This is a genomic window from Flavobacterium panici, assembly GCF_024499525.1.
Lineage (GTDB): Bacteria > Bacteroidota > Bacteroidia > Flavobacteriales > Flavobacteriaceae > Flavobacterium > Flavobacterium panici.
This window is the reverse complement of record NZ_CP100437.1, coordinates 4,762,568-4,778,333: the sequence shown is the minus strand read 5'-3', so window position 1 is coordinate 4,778,333 and position 15,766 is coordinate 4,762,568. Positions and strand designations below refer to the sequence as shown.

The following is a 15,766-nucleotide window of genomic DNA, read 5'->3' as shown; positions in this document are numbered from 1 at the left end:
TAGCAAAACAGTATGAGTACAATAGATATAAATGAAGTAAATAGTCTTCCACAAAATGAAGCAGGAACCAAAATGTGGTGGAAGAACTCTGAGAGTGAACAAATTTTAAACCGCGGTTATCTTTTAAAAGGAGAAACGGTAGAAGGTGCAATTGACAGAATTTGTACGGCTGCCGCAAGAAGATTGTATAAACCGGAATTAAAAGAGTCTTTTGTAGAAATGATCGAACGCGGCTGGATGAGTATCAGTTCGCCGGTTTGGGCCAATATGGGAACCGAAAGAGGTTTGCCTATTTCTTGTTTTAACGTACACGTTCCGGATAAAATTGAAGGAATTACACATAAATTGGGCGAAGTTATTATGCAGACTAAAATAGGCGGCGGAACGTCTGGTTATTTTGGGGAATTGCGTGAACGCGGAAGTGCGGTAACGGATAACGGAAAGAGTAGTGGAGCGGTAAGTTTTATGAAACTTTTTGATACGGCTATGGACACGATTTCGCAAGGCGGAGTTCGTCGTGGTGCATTTGCGGCGTATTTAGATATCGATCATCCGGATATTGAAGAATTTTTGAAAATTAAAAGTATTGGAAATCCAATTCAGAATTTGTTTACGGGAATTTGTGTTCCTGATTATTGGATGCAGGAAATGATTGATGGTGATAATGATAAAAGACAAATTTGGGCAAAGGTTTTAGAAAGCCGTCAGCAAAAGGGACTGCCTTATATCTTTTTCAGTGATAACGTAAATAAAAGCAAACCGCAGGTTTATAAAGATCAAAACCTGAGAATCAACGCGAGTAATTTATGCAGTGAGATTATGCTGCCGTCAACTCAGGACGAATCGTTTATCTGCTGTTTATCATCTATGAATTTGGAGCTTTACGAAGAATGGAAAGATACTGAAGCGGTAAAACTGGCTATCTTTTTCCTTGATGCAGTATTACAGGAATTCATTGAAAAAACTGAAGGTAACTATTATCTTTCTGCAGCGAATAAATTTGCTAAAAGACACCGTGCATTAGGTTTGGGTGTTTTAGGATGGCATTCTTATTTGCAGAAAAATATGATTCCGTTTGAAGGAATGGAAGCTAAATTGAAAACGACTGAAATTTTTAAACATATAAGCGATAAAGCAAATAAAGCAACTCAGGAATTAGCCAGAATTTATGGTGAACCAGAATTGTTAAAAGGTTACGGAAGACGTAATACAACGACAATGGCTATTGCGCCAACGACTTCTTCTTCGGCAATTTTAGGGCAGACTTCTCCGGGAATCGAACCTTTTAGCAGTAACTATTATAAAGCTGGTTTGAGTAAAGGTAATTTTATGCGTAAAAATAAATACCTGAAAAAACTGCTTGAAGAAAAAGGCTTGGATAATGAAGAAGTTTGGAGAGAAATTATGCTAAATGGCGGAAGTGTTCAGCATATGTCTCAGCTTTCTCAAACGGAGAAAGATGTTTTTAAAACTTTTAAAGAAATCAGTCAGCTGGAAATTGTACAGCAGGCAGGAATTCGCCAGAAGTTTGTAGATCAGGGACAGAGTTTAAATCTTAATATTCCGGCAGAACTGCCAATTAAGGAAGTAAACCGTTTAATGATCGAAGCATGGCAATTGGGTGTAAAAAGTTTGTATTACCAAAGAAGCCAAAGTGTTTCTAAAGAATTGGTAACAAGTTTGGTCACTTGTAGTAGTTGTGAATCGTAAAAAATAAATTTACTTATAAAATAGTGGAAATTTAATTTCTAATTTTTCAAAAAATTGATGCAAATGCCTCAAGAGCTTATTAACTCTTGAGGCATTTTTTTATGTATATTGTTTATTTTGTTTTCTTTTTCTTACATTATTTAGAAAAAAGTGTTATATTCACATTTTAAATGTAGTATTTTATTTACTATATATAAACGGTAAAATACTTATAACATCCGATCAAAATCAATTTAGTAACCATTAAATAAATAAACAAAATGAGTTTTTTAGCAAAATTAGAATTAGATAATGAAATTTTCAATGTTTTAGAATTTGACGTCAGCTTTAATCAAAGTATTGATAATAATGGAAAACCTGCTAATAAAGCAAAAGGAGGTCAGGTTAGGCTAGTTGTAGAGAGTACAAGTACAGATTTATTTTCGGACTGGATGGTTTCACATACCAGCACTAAAGACGGAAAAGTTATTTTTTATCGCAGAGATGCCATGAGTACAATGAAAAATATAACTTTTAAAAAAGCCTATTGTATTTCGTTTCATAAAAGCTTTCGCAGTGAAGGAACAGTTCCTATGAGAACAGAGATAACAATTACCTCTAATGAAATAAAAATTGGGAATACTTTATTTGAGAATAATTGGAAGAATTCTTAAAGAAAACGAAACTCAATACCAATAACTAAACCATGATAAAAAATAACCAGTTTCATATTATAAAAGCTTCCTTATTGTTTTTGCTATTGTCAGTAAGCTGTAAAAAAGAGCCGGAGCGATGGAAAGAAAAACACATTATATATAAAGATAGTTTATATAAAATTCCTTTAGACACCATTTTAGTGTTTGAAAAAGATAGCAACTTCATAAAAAAGGATGGTTACTACAAGATCTTTTATGTATACCATACAAGTGATTATTTTATAGGTAGAATTAAATATCATAAAAAAGTAGGTTTATGGAAATATTATCATAGTAACGCTTTGGAAGGTGAAGATAACTATAACGATAAGGGAGAATTAGACGGATTCCAGATGGTATACGATCATATTACAGGTAAATTCATTTCGGTCTACCATTTTGTAAATGGAGAACAGGAAGGAATTCAGAAAGAATATCATCCCGAAAATAACACGTTAGCCAGAGTATATACTTTATATAAAAGTTCTTATTACAGAGGTGAATATATCTGCTATAATCTAAATGGAAAAATTATTTATCAGGAGAATTTTGGTAAAGACGGAACTGGTTATTATAAAGAGTTTAGCAATGATTCTTTATATCGAGAAGGTGCGATTCTTAAAGACAGGTATGTGGGTATGCATACTGAGCATGTTCGTTTTTATGAAGGATTACCGTTGACGATCCAGACGTTTAATAATCAAAAGGGGGATTTATATATGGTTAAAAAATTTGGCAATCTATATATCTATAAGACAAAAGGGGACTCTATGGTTTACTATTATTCAAAGAATAAAACTAAAAGGGTAACTTTTTTAAAAGGAAAAATAATTAAAAAGGAACAATATAAAGATACGATATGGCCATAACTTATTATTGGCAGGTAAAGTTTCTGTGAATCAAAGAAAATTATAAATAATGAGAATAGAAAAAATAGCAATAGAAGCGGAGAACTTAGGCAACGATCCTATTATGATGAATAGTTATAGAGATTTCTATAACAATAAGGGTTATGTTTTAACGAAAAATTCATTCTTGAAAGATGCAAGCCCCAAAATATCAAAATTTCCAAATCAAGCACAATTTCTCTATGATTGGAAACATTTATTTACAAATGCCCAGAGAGTATATTTATTGGATTTATCAGGTGTAAATGAGAAAGATGTAAATCTTAAAACGTATGACAAAATAAAGTATGCAAGCGATATGAAGTGGTCAAATAAATACTTTGTAGTTAATTATGGTACAAACGCAATATGGGCTTGTAACATATTTGTTGGGGAGGCTTTATTTAATGCAGGATATAAATTTTTGAATGCAGATAAGAAATATTACTCGGCAAAGCAAATCTGGAATGCTGAAGGTCCTTTTAAAATCGTCGATAAAAAAAATGTTAAGAGAGGACATATTGCAGCATTTAATGGCAGCCATGTCGAGATAGTTACAAAAGTTAATAGAGGTCAAAAACTCTTTGATGATGATTTTTGTTCAAGAGGCGTCGGTCGAGGTCCATTTGATTTTGGTACAGAAAAATGTGAAGGGATATTTGGGAATAAAAGGGAAATTGATAATGAAGAGATTCGGTTTTTAACTCTTAGATGATATGAGATACCCATTATTTCATTATTTAGGAGGTTTTCTTTGGTGGATATTAATTAGGTTTTGGAATACAAAACTTGAAAATGAACAATCTGATGATAAGTGGAGCAGGAATATTTTTTTTCTAATTGTTATTGGAATTTTTACAGCATTCATTACAATTAGATTTTTTTAATGATCAACTTATTCATAATACAAATTTAGAGTACAATTCCAAACAAAAGTTGACAATAAAGATTTACTAAAACAAAATACAAAATGGCATTACAAACAAACACAACAATAAAAATTGGTGAAACAATAATTAAAAATTTCAGCCACTTAAAAATTAATCAGGAAATACACGATCATCATACTTTTTCTATAGAAGTGCGACATGATTTATTGGTAAGCGAATTTGAAAGCGTTATGCCGGTTTCGCAACGGCTTAGCGGCGAAAAAATAAGCATAGAAATAAAAGCGGTACCAGATCTTGATGATCTTATGGTAGTTACAAATCCGCAGGATTATATCATGCAGTTTTATGGAATTGTTACAAAAGTAACCATGAGAAAATCACGTATGATGAGCATGGAAGAGACAATTTTGATTGAAGGATATAGTGAATCTATTATTTTAGACAGTGGTCCAGAATCACATTCCTTTACGAGTATGTCGATGGAAGCAATTGTCAATAAAGTTATGGCAGAATATGATATTGCTAAGGAAGTCAATCCTTTTCACAGTGACAATCTTCCTTACACGGTACAGTATAACGAAAGTGATTTTGATTTCTTAAACCGTTTAGCAATGCGCTATGGACAATGGTTTTTTTATAACGGTCGTATGATGGTTTTTGGAGGTCCAGGAGGTGGGATACCTCCAAAACTAATGTACGGAGTCAATATGCATGATTTTAGTTATGATATCAAGTTGGCACCTGCTTTATTTAAAGTTATAGAAGATGACAACAGAAAAGGGCAGCATTCTGTAGATCAAACCTTGCAATATAGAAATGAAGTCGATGGATTTCATCAAAATTTCATTAATAAATCTAATCTGGTTTTTAGCAAAGAAACGGTTGTACAGTTAAATCAGAATGCTGTTGGCGGTTATGGAGATAGTGCTTCTAAAGAATATGCCAAAAACAAAATGCGTTCGGCAATGAGCAGCATGATGCAGGTTGAAGCCTCGAGTGAAGTTCCCGGAATAACCGTAGGAAGTAATGTGCGTATAAGTGGTGTAGACATACAATTAGAGAGTACATACAGAGTAACCCAAATTACACATACCTGCGATGATGGCGGCAGTTACGAAAACTATTTTACAGCAGTAAACTTTAGCGGTGCGGTTTTCTCACCAAGAACAAATCCAGATTTGATTCCGCGTTGTGAGAGTCAGTCGGCTGTAATTATTTCCAATAATGATCCTGATGGTCTAGGTGGTTTAAAAGTACAAATGCTGTGGCAGGAAGCCAAAGGAGAAACAACACCATTTATACCAATGGTACAACCCCACGGAGGCGGAGGTAAAGGATTTTACTTTATTCCGGAAGTAGGGGAAAGAGTTTTCCTGGATTTTCAGTCAGGTAATGCCGAAATGCCCGTTGTAGTAGGAACCTTGTCCAGTAAAAATTCCAAAACTACTTACCATTCACCAAATAATGACATTAAAGGTATCAGAACCCGAAGCGGTATTGAAACCTTAAGTAATGATGCAAAAGGAAGCTGGAAACAAAGTACACCAGATGGTAATTATATAGAACTGGATGGAAGTAGGAATATTACAAATAATGCAGTTGTAAATATGACCAATAATGTTGGAGAAAAAATGAGTATTAATGTAGGAGGAAATGAACAATCTCCAACTCAATGTATAGTTGAAATGGATAATGAAGGGCGATTTCTTATGACAACTGAAAAGAATGTTGCCATTTATGCTAAAGAAAATATAACGTTTCAAGTAGGTAAAAGTAGTATCACTATTACAAAGGGGGGAATAGAATTAAAAAGTGACAGTATTGCTTTAAGAAGTATACAAACTGCGATCTATGGTAAAGGATCAGCGAGAGCTATTTTTAATGATACCACTCAAATTGATGGTTCACAAGTGTTTATAAAATAAAATTTTATTTAAATGTATAAAGATTAGTTATATATCATAAAAAAAATAAAAAGAATGGCATACGAAATTTATAAAATAGTTGCAGAGGAAAAAATAGCTGAAGTAGCTGCTAAATTTAAAACTACAGTTGCAGAAATAAAAAGGTTGAATCCTGATGTAAGGTATTTTACGGCATTTTTTGGTCCTGAATATATTAGCGCCTTGCAGAATATAAAAGTTCCTGCAAGAGACATTCCTCTTAAACAATTAACAGAAGATGCAAAACTGGGAGTAGATAATTTATCGTTTACCAATCAAGCCAGATACAGATGCGAGCAAAGTGTTGTAACTAAAATTAATGGTGTCGTTCAAAATCATGCTGATACTAAAACGGAGTTTATAGTAGGAAAACAAGAAACAAAAGACGGTCTTTTTATAAAGGTACAAATGACAGATAATATTCTGCAAATGTATCCAGACGAAATGGAAGAGACTATTACGCTTGTTAATGACATAGAAAATGTAAAAAGTGATGCCATTTTTCTTGTAAACCCAAATACAGGAAAAATAAGGAAGGTAATTAACCATCATGAAATAGTTTTTAAATGGAAACAACACCGTGAACATCTCCAGAGCAAATATGCTTTTATACGATCTAAAGAAAACAAAGAGAATCTGGAAAAATTTATAGAAATGGCAGGAAATCAGATTTTATCTGAAGCTAATTTGATTATAGATTATGAGAGTAAACTCTTTCACCAGCTTTTTTTTGATAAGTATCTCGTAACAAATAAAGATTTGCTTGAGCCTTATAAAAAGACTTTTTACTCACAATTATTTACCGGACTTTCTGTAGATCTCGAGTTTAGACAAGATATGCTTTCAGAAACAGAACACACCATTGGGGTACGAAAAGTAGGCGATATGCCCAAAACTTACGATCATAGTAAGCTAGAGCAAATGTATAATGACAAGTTTCTGCCTTTGATTAAATACAAATTCTCAGAATTTAATTTTAGTTACAGACAGCGGGATGCTATTAATACCACGGAAAAATGGATTGAAAGTTCAGATGTAACTATGATTGAACAAGTAAAAAACAACATACAGATCTTGATAGATTATAAACTTAAAAAAATAGAACTATAATGTCACAATCATTTGTACCTCAAGGGACATCAGTAATTTGCACTATGATGACTTGTGGCTCTCCACAAGAAATAGGAATTACAAGAACGGCATATAATATTCATACTGAAAAAGGACAGCCACTTCTTAATATTAATGACAAAAAGTTATCTGCAGAATTTGGATGTAAAAAACCTGCAAAATTTTGGGGAGGACTAAAAGCATTATGTATTGGGATTGCCATTGCCGCTGCAGTCGTTTTAACTGGTGGAGCTGCAATAGCTATAGTAGCAGTGGCTTTAACAGTAGCAGTGGCTGCTGGTGTAACATCTATATACAAAACAGCACATGCCTGCGATGTAATTTCTTCTTATGAATGGGTATTTTTTCATGAAACAGTTTATATAGAAGGAGCTAGTGCTTTATTAAACAGTTCTCAAATGACCTGCATAGAAGGAAAAGGCTTAATAAATATTATTATGGATCCTGTTATAGCTCGAGATGCGGCAGAATATATAAGTAATAATAATAACAAAGAAATTTTAGCTCAAGAGGGATCTATGCTCGCTATGGGATTTATTGGTGTTTACTCAGCAGCAGTGTTGGCACCAACAGCCGCACTAGCATTATCAGCAGTATCTGTTTCTGCTGTCGTTTCTCTAGCGATGTATGCTCCCGGTGAATGGATGGGAGATAATATTTCGAATGAAGCAGGTGCAAATGTTGCATCAAATGTGACTGGTGATCTTGTTGGTACAGCCGTAACTGCAGGTGAATCTGGAGTGTTAAAAGAAGTAGCAATAGGCGTTGCCGAAAATACAGCTAACAAAAGTTTACCAAGTATGGTAAGAGGTTTAGCTCAATATGGGGCTGGATCTGTAATGGATGATATAGGAAAAAGCCTTGAAGGTGCTATACGCTATGCTGTTGGGAAAACTAAATTTAACTTTTCTATAGATACGCCAAGTTTAGGCGGTATGTTATGCAATATTATTATTGGAACTGCATCTGATAACTATGAGAATGGGTTAAAGGATGCTACAGAGAAAGCAAGTGATAAATTCAATACAGATGATAAATCAAATGGAATAAGTGTAATTGCTTTAACAAAATAAGAATGGTAAAAATGAAGAACTTTTTTATAAGTGCATTAGCAATGCTATCCATTATAGGATGTTTGAATGGCATCATTAATTATTTTTTCCTATGGGAAAATAATGGGAAAAAATATTGTAAACAATATATTGAGAATTCAAAAAAAATTAAGGTTAGAGTTGATGAAAAGAATTTCGATGAAAAGTTTGGTTATACTAATTATCTTAAATACACCATTTTTTATAAAGGAATAACAGGGGGAAGCAAAGATTATATGTTTTTAGACAATTACACCCATAAATATTTTAAAATCATGCGTTTTGATATACATGATTTGTCTATTACATCTGGTCAAATTTCACAAATTGATGGCAAAGAATTATATATAATGGTAAATAATGAAGAAATAAATGATAAGTCTTACGGTACATTTTCCAACCCAATACATGTTTTTTATTATAAAGGAGTCGAAAAGCCAATTCAAAAATATTGGTTTTCAAGAGAAGAAAACAAAATTGTTTATGAAAGTATCGAACCTACACAAAAAGAATACGAATACAATGTAACTCAATATTTAACCTATGTAATGTCAGGAAAAGAGTTTAAGGAAAAGTTCGAGAAATAGTTTGAAATAAGGTAGAAGGTGTTATACGTTATGTTATTTTAACCCAATATATGTATTTAGTTTCAAAGGTGTGAACGAAAAAATACAGATGAATACCGAGACTGATGATGGAACAATTGAATGGATAAATTTAGAGCCTACCCAAAAAGAATACGAGTCAAATGTAATTAGTATTTGACCTATGTAATGTCAGGAAAAGAGTTTAAGAAAAGATTTGAAAAATAATGAAAAAAGCACAAAGTTTTTTATCAATGTATTGACAATGTTAACAATAATAAGTCTCTTAAAATGGTATCATCAATTATTTTTTTCTTTGGAAAAATGATGGCACTAAATATTATAAAAAATATATCCAAAATTCTAAAGAAATTAAAGTGAAAGTTAGTAACAAGAGATTTTGATATACTAATTATTTGAAATATACTATTTTTTATAAAGGAATAACAGGTGGAAGTGAAGATCAGATGCCTTTAGATAATTGCACTCATTAATATTTTAAAATCATGCGTTTTGATATACATGATTTGTCTATTGCATCTGGTCAGATTTCAAATTGATGGCAGAGAACTGTATGTAATGGTAAATAATTAAGAAATAAATAATTCGACTTATGGCACAATTGTTAATAAAATACATGTTTTTTACTATAAAAGAGTTGAAAAACCAATTCGGAAATATTGGTTTTCAAGAGTAGAAAACAATATTGTTTATGAAAGTATCGAACCTGCACAAAAAAAATACGAATAAAATGTTACTCAATTTTTAACTTATGGAATGACAGCAAAAATGTTTAAGGAAAGGTTTGATAAAAATAAGTCTTAAAAATTACAAATAAAGAAAAAGAGTAAAATATATAAATTCTATGGTGTAGATTTTCGAACAGAATTATTACTAGGATTTATCGCAGGTTTTGTTTGCATTCTGTTTTGTTTTTTTATTTGTAAGTTGAGTGGAGTAGTAGTGCTTTGTGTAACGGTAACTTGTTCTACGAGGGGTTTCATAACCGGTAAGAGAAATTTGTGGCATATACGTTCCCAGTTTTAATTTTGAATGATATTCTAATTTAATTATCATAAAATATTAATTTAGCAACTAGAAATTATCATCCAAAACAAATAAATACCCGCAGTAAATGGAAAATATCACAGTAATTATAATGTTACTTTTTGGCGTAGCTTTTCTTAGTTTAGTAAGTAAAAGATATAATTTTCCAATACCAATTGTACTGGTACTTTGTGGTGTAATTATTAGTGTTGTACCGGGACTTCCGGTTATTGCGCTGAGTCCTGAGGTTGTTTTTATTATATTTCTTCCGCCTCTTTTATATCACGCCGCATGGCATACAAGCTGGTCTGATTTTAAACAGACAATCCGCCCGATAACTTTGGCGGCTGTTGGTTTGGTTTTTTTTACTACAGGATTGGTTGCTGTTGTTGCACACTGGCTTATAGATGATATTTCCTGGCCGTTAGCTTTTTTACTTGGCGCTATTGTTTCGCCTCCTGATGCGGTTTCTGCGACGTCTATTACTAAAGGTTTAGGTCTGCATCCAAGATTAATCGCCATTCTTGAAGGTGAGAGTTTAGTAAATGATGCTAGTGGTCTTGTGGCGTATAAATATGCTTTAACTGCCATTACAGCTGGAAATTTTGTTTTATGGCAGGCGGGATTAAACTTTGTTTTAATGTCGGTTTTAGGAATTGCAATAGGTTTGGCTGTTGGTTTTATAATGTATTATATCCATAAAAGATTTGTTTGTGATGACATTATTGAGGTAACACTTACGTTATTGACTCCTTTTTCATCTTATTTAATTGCAGAGCATTTTCATGGCTCCGGAGTTCTGGCAGTTGTAGCTACCGGACTTTTTTTGGCAGCAAGATCTGGTACTATTTTTTCGCATGAAAGCCGAATCATGACCAATACAATATGGGATGTTTTGAGTAATATTCTAAACGGTTTAATCTTTATTTTAATTGGATTACAATTGAGACAGATTATTGAAGGAATCAGTAATTATTCTGGAGATTCGTTATTTATCTGGGGTGCCGTAATTAGTATTGTTGTGATTGTTGTTCGCTTTTTATGGGTAGTTCCGGCAACGATGATTCCGAGAATGCTCAGTAAAAAAATCCGAATGAAGGAAGAATTTGATTATCGAAACATGATTGTTTTCGGGTGGTCGGGAATGCGCGGCGTGGTTTCAATGGCTGCGGCTTTGGCACTGCCATTGATGCTGAATAAAACCGAAGAGTTTCCGCTTAGAAACCTAATTATTTATTTGGTTTTTTGTGTGATTCTTTCCACTTTGGTAATTCAGGGACTTACGCTTCCGTGGTTAATTAAAAAGCTTAAAATTGAACGTTATTCTATTTTGGCTGAAGAATATGATGTTCGAAATATTATCGTTTCTGAAACCATTGCACATATCGAAGATAATTTATCGCTCCTGGATGATGAATTGCTGCATAATATTAAAAGTAAATATGAAGTAAAATTTAATCGCTTGCAGAAAACGGAACTTCCAGCCAACTTTTTTGGAAACGGAAAAGTATTTGGAAATGAAATTTTTAATGATTTTACCAAAATTCAAATTGATCTTTTGAATGTAGAACGTAGTAAACTCGAAGTTATGCATAAAGCGGGTTCCGTAAACGAAGAGATTTTTAGAAAAATAGAAAAAGAACTTGATCTTGAAGAAACGCGCCTTTGGATGGAAATGTATGAGGAATAGATTTTAAATAAGCTGTAAATCTTTATTTGACTTGAATTTTGTTCAGATCGTTTTTTGCAGGGCCATTTATAACTGTACCGTCGGCGGCAAATCTTGAACCGTGGCAAGGACAGTCAAATGATTTTTCATCGGGATTCCACTGCACAATACAGCCTAAATGTGGGCAGACTGCAGAAAAAGCTTGGAGCGTATTATCATAATCCCGATATGCAGCAATCTTTTTTAATCCAAGTGAGAGAATCCCGCCTTCGCCGGCTTTTAAGTCTGCCGTATTATTTATATCAGATGCGGTAATCCAATCCAGATATTGTGCTGCCATATTTCCGGCTTCTTTCATAAAATCTCCTAAGGCTTTAAAAGTGATTCGGGATGGATTGTATAAATCTTCCCATTTATTTTTAATTCCCAAAATTTGATCTGTAATAATCATCGCGCCAATTGTGGCGTGTGTCATACCATTTCCAGAATCCCCAGTGATAATATATATGTTTTCATCGCCGGGATTTTTACCCATAAACCCTAAAGAATCGAAAGGTTCCATAACCTGCCCAGACCATTTATAGTTAATTTCGTCCAGCATTGGAAAATATTTTCTGGTCCAGATTTCCAGCTTTTCATATCTTGATAATGCAGATATTCCTTCTTCATCTTCTTGTCCGGTTTTATGATCTTCTCCGCCTGAAATCAGCAAATCGTATTGATCATCAAATTTTTCTAAACGAACATAATGATAGGGCTGCGAAACCCATTTTGATTCCATATCGCCCGTGTCCCACCACAGGGAATAGGGAATGACTCCTTTAGGAATTTTTCCGGCAATAACATAAGTCCTGTAAGCGTGCTGTTTGGTATGCATAGTTAAAACATCGTTGACTGGCGTGTTGGTTGCCACAACAATGTGTTTTGCAGTAAAATTGAAACCATTTACTGAAGCTCCTTCTTTTGTAATACTGTCTGCATGTGCTTCAGTGAAAATGGTTCCACCGAGAGCTGTAACAGCTTCGGCAAGTCCTTTTAAATAATGTAAAACATGAAACTGTCCCTGATTTCTAAATTCAATAGATCTTTGGTTTTGAGCTCCGTCTAGATATGGTGTATTGTTTAATAGTGAGGTTTGGAGTCCGGCATCTTTTGATGCCTGAAATTCTTTGTCGATATTTTCTTCTTTATCGCTTGGATGAAGAAATAAATAACCCTTTACTCTTTTAAAATCGCAGTCTATATTTAATGTAGTAACTATTTTTTCAATTTCATCAATTGCTGCGGTATGGCTTTCAGCTGCAAGGTGAGCACTTTCTTTGCCAAATGTATTTTCAAGATAGTAATATCTGTCATCGAGGGCACAGGTTAAATGTGCAGTAGTTCTTCCGGTTTCGCCGCTTCCTATAAATCCATCTTCGACTAAAACTACTTTTTTTCCTGCTTTTAAAAGTTTATATGCAGTTGTTAAGCCGGCAATTCCGCCGCCAATGATAAGTACTTCAGTTGAAATATCCTCACTTGGTTTATCAAAAGACAAAATTGGAGTTGTATCAATCCAAAAGGAAACATTATCGCCAGAAGTTATACTTCCTTCATTTAGGTTATCTGAATTATTCATATTGTAGTTTTAAATAAATGAAAATCATATAAGTACACTCAAAGCTACAACGAAGAATAAAAAAGAGGCTTACATTTTTATTGTCAATATTTTATAGTATTTCCAGTCAGAATAGGAGTAAGTCAAAATTTCAGTATTAAAAAATTTATATTTTTAAATTAAACTCCGGTTTCCATGTTGGGAGCATCTACGGGTTTTGATTGAGAAGAGCCAATTTGGCGTAGGTATATAGATAATATTACGATAGCAAATACTGATAGAAATTCGCTCTGCCAATTTTGAAAGGATTCAAACCAAAATCTTGAATTTTTTATAAAGGAGGAAATCGTTTCTAATTGTTTTCCTTCCAAAAGTAATTTTTCATTTTCGTCTTTAAGACTTCCATAAAAATGAAGTATTAATGAAATAAGAAATAGTAACAATAGTGAAGCTGATAGGGAATGTTTGTATAGTGTCAAAATAAAGCCTCCTTTTTTAACGGGCCATGGAGCATTTTTTCGGTTAGGATCTGGTTCCCGGTCTACTTCTTCTTTTTGATTAATTTTTTTTGATTCTGATGACCCTTTTTGTTTTAAGAAAATAGTAAATACAACAAAAAGGCCCATTTGAAGAAATTCACTTTCCCAGTTTTCAAAAGTAGATTCAATGAAATGTCCTGATAAAAGATACGAGCTCAGATTTATTATTTTTCCTCCTTCGCTAATAAGTTCTTTATTGTGTTCTTCAAAACCAAATAAAATCTGACCAATTAAAGTTCCTCCAAATAGTATCAAAAAGCAGATACTTAAACCATTATTGCGAAAATAAGTTTTCATTTTAATATTGTTTCTACAAATTTCACAAAATCACCGTTTATGCAGTTATATAATTAAATTTTCAATTTATACATTTTGCATTGTATAACAATAGTTTAACACATTTCTTTGATTCATATAAAGGATTGCAGAAATTATGTAATAGTTTTGATATTCAGAAAGTTAAATTTGAAATATTAAAATGAATGCAAATGCAAACAGAAAAAAATATAATTATGAAAACGATATTAAAAATTAAAATTGCAATGTTGGTTCTGTTAACTGGATTAGCATTTTCTTGTAAAAAGAATGAACCAACAATAGAGTCTCAAAACAGTATAGATTCGACTGAAGCTATTATTGATACTGTAGGACCAGATGTTGATACAGTTACAAATGATACGGTTAGAACTATTACTACAGATTCTGTTAAGAAATAGAATATAAATAGCAATCGAAATTAGAAAAACCTGTAATGGATTAGTCCGTTACAGGTTTTTGTTATTTATAATGATTATAAGTTTTTTTAATAGTCAAAACAGTATTTTTGGTTATAAAAAACAAATTTATGAAAATGACAAACTTTATTAAAATTTTATCTTTTACTTTATTGATAGTAAGTATTGTGAGCTGCAGTGTTCATAACTCTTCTTCATCATCAGGAAAAATTCCTCCTGGACAGGCTAAAAAAGCGTCTGGAAGTAAAAGTGCAAAAGCTTATGCTCCGGGTCAGCAAAAGAAGAGAAGATAATTGCTCTGGATTTATTTATAAAACAAAAAAGCTATTCAATACTGAATAGCTTTTTTTAATTGGTCAAAAATTATTATCGCAATGCAAATCTTAATTTAAGACCGTATGAAACAAGTCTGGCACTGCTGCTTAAAGGAGAATTAAGTAAGGTATCATATCCTAATTGTACGGGTTGTTGAGCATTGTATATAACAATTTGCCCGTTTCCGGTTTTGTCATAGATATTATTTAGACCATATTCAAAATAGGCACCAATATAAAAAGAATTTCTAGTTCCTAATTCTTGTTTTAAACCAGTTTCAAAAGTGGCTGAATAAGAAACTTCTGTATTAAGATCTTGTTTACCGGTTACTAAATCATTTGTACTTGCAAAACCTGCAAAAGCCGGACTAAACAATTCTACATTGTATTGTGGATAGTAACCGCTTGTAGTTAGATTTTGAAAAGTTGTTTGGTAACTTCCGCTTGACGCGAAACCAATTTTAGCCCCCGCAGCGACATATAATTTAGATGTTCCCGGAGTTTCAAATTGAACATTAATTGGCACATTGATATAAGCCAGTTTTTGTTCTTCTCTCACATTCGTACCTTTGTATCTAAATTGAAAATTCTCATTTTCAGCGTCAGTAGCAGCGTATGCTCCTGCAAAGAAATTATATTTTAAATCTGAATTGTAGGTTTGATATTCAACTCCAATTCCTAAGCTTAAACTTTCGCTTAAATAATAAGAATAACGAAGACCTGCATTAACGCCAATTCCCGGTACTGTTTTTCCGGAAGAATTAGCATCGATATAAGAAAATGGCCCTCCCAAAGAAATCGAAAATTCTTGTTTTTTATCCTGGCCATAACTATTTAAAGACGCTGCTAAAAATGCCGTGAAAATGGCAATGGATGTGATATAGCTGTAAATATTTTTTTTCATCTTAAGTTATATTATGCCAGTACTATTTTTATCTAGTACTGGCAGGGTT

The 15,766-nt window shown here is 32.9% G+C and carries 14 protein-coding genes; 11 read left to right on the top strand and 3 right to left on the bottom strand.

Features of this window, described 5'->3' with window-relative positions; translation table 11 throughout:
- Positions 1-12: 12 nt before the first annotated feature.
- From NLJ00_RS20185 to NLJ00_RS20145, 9 genes are all read left to right on the top strand, one after another.
- A complete protein-coding gene (locus NLJ00_RS20185; RefSeq protein ID WP_256635148.1) occupies positions 13-1,710 on the top strand; it encodes a ribonucleoside-diphosphate reductase subunit alpha in 1,698 nt (565 codons plus the stop codon).
- Between the two features lie 260 nt (positions 1,711-1,970).
- On the top strand, positions 1,971-2,363 hold the full coding sequence (gene tssD / locus NLJ00_RS20180; protein WP_180856581.1) for a type VI secretion system tube protein TssD: 393 nt from the start codon (positions 1,971-1,973) through the stop codon (positions 2,361-2,363).
- A 32-nt stretch (positions 2,364-2,395) separates the two neighbouring features.
- Positions 2,396-3,253, top strand: a complete 858-nt coding sequence (locus tag NLJ00_RS20175; RefSeq protein ID WP_256635147.1) for a hypothetical protein — start codon at positions 2,396-2,398, stop codon at positions 3,251-3,253.
- Positions 3,254-3,302: 49 nt separating this feature from the next.
- On the top strand, positions 3,303-3,986 hold the full coding sequence (locus tag NLJ00_RS20170) for a hypothetical protein (protein ID WP_256635146.1): 684 nt from the start codon (positions 3,303-3,305) through the stop codon (positions 3,984-3,986).
- A 255-nt stretch (positions 3,987-4,241) separates the two neighbouring features.
- On the top strand, positions 4,242-6,086 hold the full coding sequence (locus NLJ00_RS20165; protein WP_256635145.1) for a contractile injection system protein, VgrG/Pvc8 family: 1,845 nt from the start codon (positions 4,242-4,244) through the stop codon (positions 6,084-6,086).
- Between the two features lie 54 nt (positions 6,087-6,140).
- Positions 6,141-7,214, top strand: a complete 1,074-nt coding sequence (locus tag NLJ00_RS20160) for a hypothetical protein (RefSeq protein WP_256635144.1) — start codon at positions 6,141-6,143, stop codon at positions 7,212-7,214.
- Positions 7,214-8,308, top strand: a complete 1,095-nt coding sequence (locus NLJ00_RS20155) for a PAAR-like protein (RefSeq protein ID WP_256635143.1) — start codon at positions 7,214-7,216, stop codon at positions 8,306-8,308. The genes NLJ00_RS20160 and NLJ00_RS20155 overlap by 1 nt, the downstream gene beginning before the upstream one ends.
- 11 nt (positions 8,309-8,319) lie before the next feature.
- Positions 8,320-8,913, top strand: coding sequence for a hypothetical protein (locus tag NLJ00_RS20150; RefSeq protein ID WP_256635142.1), 594 nt, complete (start codon positions 8,320-8,322; stop codon positions 8,911-8,913).
- Positions 8,914-10,045: 1,132 nt separating this feature from the next.
- Positions 10,046-11,647 (top strand): Na+/H+ antiporter, encoded by a 1,602-nt coding sequence (locus NLJ00_RS20145; protein WP_053471844.1) that lies wholly within the window; start codon positions 10,046-10,048, stop codon positions 11,645-11,647.
- 22 nt (positions 11,648-11,669) lie between these two features.
- On the opposite strand, the gene NLJ00_RS20140 is transcribed toward NLJ00_RS20145, so the two are convergent.
- Both NLJ00_RS20140 and NLJ00_RS20135 read right to left on the bottom strand, forming a co-directional pair.
- A complete protein-coding gene (locus NLJ00_RS20140; protein ID WP_256635141.1) occupies positions 11,670-13,247 on the bottom strand; it encodes an FAD-dependent oxidoreductase in 1,578 nt (525 codons plus the stop codon).
- Positions 13,248-13,405: 158 nt separating this feature from the next.
- Positions 13,406-14,062 carry a DUF6766 family protein gene (locus NLJ00_RS20135; RefSeq protein WP_256635140.1) on the bottom strand — a complete coding sequence of 219 codons (657 nt, stop codon included), beginning with the start codon at positions 14,060-14,062 and terminating at the stop codon, positions 13,406-13,408.
- Positions 14,063-14,277: 215 nt separating this feature from the next.
- Between NLJ00_RS20135 and NLJ00_RS20130 the strand changes: the two genes are divergently transcribed.
- A complete protein-coding gene (locus NLJ00_RS20130) occupies positions 14,278-14,481 on the top strand; it encodes a hypothetical protein (protein WP_180856571.1) in 204 nt (67 codons plus the stop codon).
- A gap of 128 nt (positions 14,482-14,609) precedes the next feature.
- Positions 14,610-14,792: a hypothetical protein gene (locus tag NLJ00_RS20125; RefSeq protein ID WP_180856570.1), complete on the top strand. Its 183-nt coding sequence runs from the start codon at positions 14,610-14,612 to the stop codon at positions 14,790-14,792.
- Positions 14,793-14,865: 73 nt separating this feature from the next.
- Here NLJ00_RS20125 and NLJ00_RS20120 read toward each other — a convergent pair whose 3' ends face one another.
- Complete coding sequence (locus tag NLJ00_RS20120) at positions 14,866-15,717, bottom strand: outer membrane beta-barrel protein (protein ID WP_053471839.1); 852 nt, start codon at positions 15,715-15,717, stop codon at positions 14,866-14,868.
- Positions 15,718-15,766: the final 49 nt, after the last annotated feature.

Coding starts and splice junctions, on each gene's coding strand:
- NLJ00_RS20185 (WP_256635148.1), top strand. CDS start 13: ATGAGTACAATAGATATAAATGAAGTAAATAGTCTTCCACAAAATGAA.
- tssD (WP_180856581.1), top strand. CDS start 1,971: ATGAGTTTTTTAGCAAAATTAGAATTAGATAATGAAATTTTCAATGTT.
- NLJ00_RS20175 (WP_256635147.1), top strand. CDS start 2,396: ATGATAAAAAATAACCAGTTTCATATTATAAAAGCTTCCTTATTGTTT.
- NLJ00_RS20170 (WP_256635146.1), top strand. CDS start 3,303: ATGAGAATAGAAAAAATAGCAATAGAAGCGGAGAACTTAGGCAACGAT.
- NLJ00_RS20165 (WP_256635145.1), top strand. CDS start 4,242: ATGGCATTACAAACAAACACAACAATAAAAATTGGTGAAACAATAATT.
- NLJ00_RS20160 (WP_256635144.1), top strand. CDS start 6,141: ATGGCATACGAAATTTATAAAATAGTTGCAGAGGAAAAAATAGCTGAA.
- NLJ00_RS20155 (WP_256635143.1), top strand. CDS start 7,214: ATGTCACAATCATTTGTACCTCAAGGGACATCAGTAATTTGCACTATG.
- NLJ00_RS20150 (WP_256635142.1), top strand. CDS start 8,320: ATGAAGAACTTTTTTATAAGTGCATTAGCAATGCTATCCATTATAGGA.
- NLJ00_RS20145 (WP_053471844.1), top strand. CDS start 10,046: ATGGAAAATATCACAGTAATTATAATGTTACTTTTTGGCGTAGCTTTT.
- NLJ00_RS20140 (WP_256635141.1), bottom strand. CDS start 13,247: ATGAATAATTCAGATAACCTAAATGAAGGAAGTATAACTTCTGGCGAT.
- NLJ00_RS20135 (WP_256635140.1), bottom strand. CDS start 14,062: ATGAAAACTTATTTTCGCAATAATGGTTTAAGTATCTGCTTTTTGATA.
- NLJ00_RS20130 (WP_180856571.1), top strand. CDS start 14,278: ATGAAAACGATATTAAAAATTAAAATTGCAATGTTGGTTCTGTTAACT.
- NLJ00_RS20125 (WP_180856570.1), top strand. CDS start 14,610: ATGAAAATGACAAACTTTATTAAAATTTTATCTTTTACTTTATTGATA.
- NLJ00_RS20120 (WP_053471839.1), bottom strand. CDS start 15,717: ATGAAAAAAAATATTTACAGCTATATCACATCCATTGCCATTTTCACG.